Source organism: Subdoligranulum sp. APC924/74 (assembly GCF_003324125.1).
Lineage (GTDB): Bacteria > Bacillota > Clostridia > Oscillospirales > Ruminococcaceae > Gemmiger > Gemmiger qucibialis.
In genome coordinates this window covers 1-5,310 of sequence record NZ_PSQF01000139.1, presented here as the reverse complement: position 1 = coordinate 5,310, position 5,310 = coordinate 1, and the positions used below count along the sequence as shown (strand labels likewise).

Genomic DNA, 5,310 nt, shown 5'->3' with positions numbered 1-5,310 from the left:
TTATCGAGCATTTTGGCAACGCAGATGCCGTGCCGCAGCCGCCGAAGCGGTGCTTAAGCCGCAAGGCGGGAATTGTGCGGTGTTGCCCTAACTAAAAACCGCCCCGGTCAGCCATGCATGGCAAACCGGAGCGGTTGATTTTGTTTATGTTCTGCTGTTCAGCAATTACTTGCCAACCTTTTCCTTCAGGCGGCCGCTTGCCTTAAAGCCGGGGATAGCGGTGGGTTCCAGCTGGCTGGTGACCTTGGTCTTGGGGTTGGTGAAGTTCTTGGTCTGGCGTTCGCGCATTTCAAAACGGCCAAAGCCTGCAATGGTAACCTTATCACCAGCCTTCAGCACATCGCCGATGGTGCCGAAAATGCCGTCCATAATCTTTTCAACTTCAACGGCAGAAATGCCGGTATCGTTTGCAACTTTGGTAATCAACTGTGATCTGGTCATAACTCGTTATCTCCCTAAGCATATATTTCATCATCAGGCAAGTAACTGCCCCACGTTTTAGTACGCTGATTATTATAAGGAAAATTTCGCGCAGAATCAAGTGATTCTGCCAAAACCTAGCCCAAAAAATCAAAAATTGGCATATCTCACAAAAAGATGCAACAATCCCGCGTTTCTTTCGGGAACGCGTGCATAGCGCACGGGCACCGCCGCAAAACATTTGCTGTACGGCACAAAAACAGGGCAGCAAAGCTCCCCGCAGCACAACGGCTGCCGGGCTTTGCTGCCCCAGGTTGTTTTTCTGTTTTACCCTTGGTTATTTGCCGTTGGCGGCATCGCGGTGCAGGGTGGCGATATCCACCAGCTCCATGCCGCTGATGTCATGGTCGCTGCGCAGGGCATTCACCAGAATGCGGGCGGTATCCAGCGCCGTGATGCACGGGATGGACAGCTCGGTTGCCTTGCGGCGGAACTTAACGGAATCGCGGTGCGGGTCACGGCCATGGGGGCTGGTGGAGATGATGTAATCCACCAGACCGCTTTCCAGCAGATCCAGCACATTCGGGCGTTCTTCGCTCATCTGGCGCACGGTGCTGCAGGGCACCATCTGGCTGTTCAGGTAGCGTGCCGTGCCGGGGGTGCCATAGATCTTATAGCCGTAGTCATGCAGCTTCCAGGCCAGCTCGGCGGCTTCTTTCTTGTCGGAATCCTTGACCGAGATAATTACGCAGGAACCGGGGCCGGGGGTCTTGAACTGGTAACCGGCGGCAACCAAGCCCTTGATCAACGCTTCGTGCATGTTGGGAGCAATGCCCAAAACTTCGCCGGTGGACTTCATTTCGGGTCCCAGCATGGTATCCACACCGTGCAGCTTCAGGAAGCTGTAGACGGGTACTTTAACAGCCACATAGGGGCTCTTGCCGTTGCGCCACAGGCCGGTGCCGTACCCCATATCTTTCAGCTTTTCGCCCAGGGTGCAGCGCACGGCCAGATCGACCATGGGCACACCGGTGACCTTGGAGATATACGGCACGGTACGGGAAGAACGCGGGTTGACCTCGATGACGTAAACCTTGCCGTCCTGCACAGCGTACTGCACATTGACCAGGCCCACAACCTTCAGCTCGCGGGCAAAGCGGCCGGTGTAATCCACCAGGGTATCAATCACATCCTGCGGGAAATTATACGGCGGGTAGACACAGATGGAGTCGCCGGAATGCACGCCGGTGCGCTCGATCTGCTCCATGATGCCGGGCACCAGGTAATCGGTGCCGTCGCAGATGGCGTCAACTTCACATTCGGTGCCGTAGATGTACTTATCCATCAGCACCGGGTGGCTCATGTCCACATGCTTGGTGATAACGCCCATATACTCGATGACATCGCTGGAGTTATAGGCCACAATCATATTCTGGCCGCCCAGAACGTAAGACGGACGCATCAGGACGGGGTAGCCGACCTCCTGGGCAGCCTGCAGGGCTTCGTCCAGGGTAAAGACGGTGCGGCCCGCCGGGCGGGGAATGCCGCAGCGTTCCAACAGCTCATCAAAGCGTTCGCGGTCCTCGGCTTCATCGATGGCATCGGCCGGGGTGCCGTAAATGGGCAGGCCGATCTCATCCATATGCTTTGCCAGCTTGATGGCCGTCTGGCCGCCGAACTGCACCAGGCAGCCGTCCGGCTTTTCGGCAGCGATAATATGGTCAACGCTTTCGGGATTCAGCGGGTCAAAGTACAGGCGGTCACCGGTATCAAAATCGGTGGAAACCGTTTCGGGGTTGTTGTTGACCAGAATGGCCTCGCAGCCGTGCTTTTTCAGCGTCCAGACTGCGTGGACAGAGCAGTAGTCGAACTCGATGCCCTGGCCGATGCGGATGGGGCCGGAGCCAAAGACGAGGATCTTCTTTTTGCCGGTCTTATGGGCATGGATGAACTGCTCGGCCTCGTTCTCCTTATCGCAGGTGGAGTAGAAGTACGGGGTCTTGGCGGCAAACTCGGCAGCGCAGGTATCGACCATCTTGAAGCCGCAGACATAGTTGTCCATCGGCAGCTTTTCGGCACCGGACAGGCGCAGGATGGTTTTATCCAGGAAGCCGTAATGCTTGGCCTCCAGATACTTTTCGCGGGTCAGGGGGCCGTTTTTCAGGCCCAGCTCCAGGTTCGCCAGGTGCTGCATCTTATCCAGGAACCACCAGTCGATCTTGGTGATGTCATAGATGGTCTGGTGCGGCACACCGCGCTTGAGGGCTTCGTATACGCAGAAAGCGCGCTCGGAGTCCTGTACATGCAGGTGCTCAATGACTTCCTCGGTAGTCAGCTTTTCAAAGTCGGACAGGGTCAGGGTATCCATGCCCAGCTCAATGGAGCTGACTGCCTTCATCATGGCGTGTTCAAAGTTGTTGCCAATGGCCATCACTTCGCCGGTGGCCATCATCTGGGTTCCCAGACTCTTATCGGCGTAAACGAACTTATCAAACGGCCATTTGGGGTATTTGACGACCACATAGTCCAGCGCAGGCTCAAAGCAGGCGCAGGTTTCGCCGGTCACATCGTTGGTGATCTCATCCAGCGTGTAGCCCAGGGCAATCTTGGTTGCCACCTTGGCGATGGGATAGCCGGTTGCCTTGGAGGCCAGCGCCGAGGAGCGGGACACACGGGGGTTGACCTCGATGACCGCATACTCAAAGCTGTCCGGCTTGAGGGCAAACTGGCAGTTGCAGCCGCCCTCAATGCCCAGCTCGGTGATGATATCCAGCGCGGCGGTACGCAGCATCTGGTATTCCTTATCGGACAGAGTCTGGCTGGGTGCCACAACGATGGAGTCACCGGTATGCACGCCGACAGGGTCCAGGTTTTCCATGTTGCATACGGTGATCACATTGCCCTTGTGGTCACGCATCACTTCGTATTCGATCTCTTTCCAACCGGCGATGCACTTTTCCACAAGGATCTGATGGATGGGGGAAAGACGCAGGCCGTTGGTTGCGATCTCGTGCAGCTTTTCAGGGTTTTCGCAGATACCGCCGCCGGTACCGCCCATGGTGAAAGCCGGGCGCACGATAACGGGATAGCCGATAACATCGGCAAATGCCATGGCGGAATCCAGGTCCTCCACCACCTTGGAGGGAATGCAGGGCTGGTTCAGCTTTTCCATGGTATCCTTAAACAGCTGGCGGTCCTCGGCACGGTCAATGGTGTCCGGCTTGCAGGCCAGCAGGCGCACGCCGCTGCGGTCCAAAAAGCCGCTGCGGGCCAGTTCCATGGAAAGGTTCAGGCCCATCTGGCCACCCAGATTGGGCAGAATGGCGTCCGGCTTTTCCTTTTCAATAATGCGTTCCACAACTTCGGCGGTCAGCGGCTCAATATAAACATGATCCGCAATATCCGGGTCCGTCATGATGGTGGCCGGGTTGGAGTTGACCAGCACGGTCTCAATGCCCTCGGATTTCAGAGCACGGCAGGCCTGCGTGCCGGAGTAGTCAAACTCGGCAGCCTGACCGATGATGATAGGGCCGGAACCGATAACCAGCACCTTTTTGATTCTAGGATCTTTCGGCATCTCAACGGCCCCCTTTCACGCGGTTGATGCGGCGGACATTCTGCAAAAAGCGGTCAAACAGGAACTCGGTATCCTTGGGGCCGCCGTTTGCTTCGGGGTGGAACTGCACCGTAAAGCAGTTCCACTGCAGGTATTCAATTCCCTCACAGGTTTTATCGTTGGCGTTCACATGGCTGACGCGGCCGGTACCTGCGGGCAAAGTATCGCCCAGAACCGCATAACCGTGGTTCTGGCTGGTAATAAAGGTACGTTCCAGCGCAAAGTCGGTCACAGGCTGGTTGGCGCCGCGGTGGCCATACTTCATTTTGCAGGTTTTGGCGCCTGCAGCCAGGGCGGTCAGCTGGTGGCCCAGGCAGATGCCGAAAGCTGGGATGCCGGTATCCAGCATATCGCGGATATTGGCGATGACCTGCACGTTTTCTGCCGGGTCACCGGGGCCGTTGGAAAGCATCAGGCCATCCGGCGCAAGGGCTTTGAGCTCTGCCAGGGTGGTAGAAGCAGGCAGCACCGTTACACGGCAGCCGCGCTTACACAGGCAGCGCACAATGTTCTTTTTGCAGCCAAGGTCCAGCAGGGCAATGTGCAGCGGTTCTTCGCCCTCCGCCACGCCGGCAGTGGGGGCAAAGCACTGCGGCTCGGTGCAGGTCACGGCATCCACCGCGCCAGTCACGGCATAAGCCTTGATGATGGGCATCAGGGCAGCCAGCTTTTCCGGCTCGGTTTCGGGGTCAAACTCGGTGGTAATGGCACCGTTCATAACGCCGCTTTCGCGCAGGATGCGGGTCAGGCTGCGGGTATCAATGCCCTCAATGCCGATAATGCCGTTTTCTTTCAGGAAAGTATCCAGCGTTTCCTCGCTGCGGAAGTTGGAAGGGGTCGTGCATGCTTCGCGCACGATGTAACCCTTTGCCCAGATCTTGCCGCTCTCTTTGTCTTCGCTGTTCATGCCGTAGTTGCCGATCAGCGGGTAGGTCTGGGTAATGATCTGGCCATAGTAGCTGGGGTCGGTCAGCGTTTCTTCAAACCCGACCATACCGGTGGCAAACACAACTTCGCCCACGGTAGTGCCCTGGCAGCCCAGGCTTTTGCCCTTTAAGATCCGGCCATTTGCCAAAATCAGATATGCCTGCATGTTTTGCCTCGCAATCCTTTGTTGTATCGAAATCCGGTTCCGGTTAGAGTTAGGGCAATACCGTATAGTTCTAAGTGCCGATACGGCGAGCGAGGTGCGGCAGCTGCTAAGCCAAAAGCGCAGATAATACTGGATGTCTTATCGAGCATTTTGGCAACGCAGATGCCGTGCCGCAGCCGCC

Annotated in this window: 3 protein-coding genes; all 3 read right to left on the bottom strand. The window is 56.9% G+C overall.

Features of this window, described 5'->3' with window-relative positions:
- Positions 1-165: 165 nt before the first annotated feature.
- Complete coding sequence (locus C4885_RS15300) at positions 166-441, bottom strand: HU family DNA-binding protein (RefSeq protein ID WP_114001165.1); 276 nt, start codon at positions 439-441, stop codon at positions 166-168.
- A 316-nt stretch (positions 442-757) separates the two neighbouring features.
- On the bottom strand, positions 758-3,997 hold the full coding sequence (gene carB / locus C4885_RS15295; protein ID WP_114001164.1) for a carbamoyl-phosphate synthase large subunit: 3,240 nt from the start codon (positions 3,995-3,997) through the stop codon (positions 758-760).
- Between the two features lies 1 nt (position 3,998).
- Positions 3,999-5,129 (bottom strand): glutamine-hydrolyzing carbamoyl-phosphate synthase small subunit, encoded by a 1,131-nt coding sequence (gene carA / locus C4885_RS15290; protein ID WP_114001163.1) that lies wholly within the window; start codon positions 5,127-5,129, stop codon positions 3,999-4,001.
- Positions 5,130-5,310: the final 181 nt, after the last annotated feature.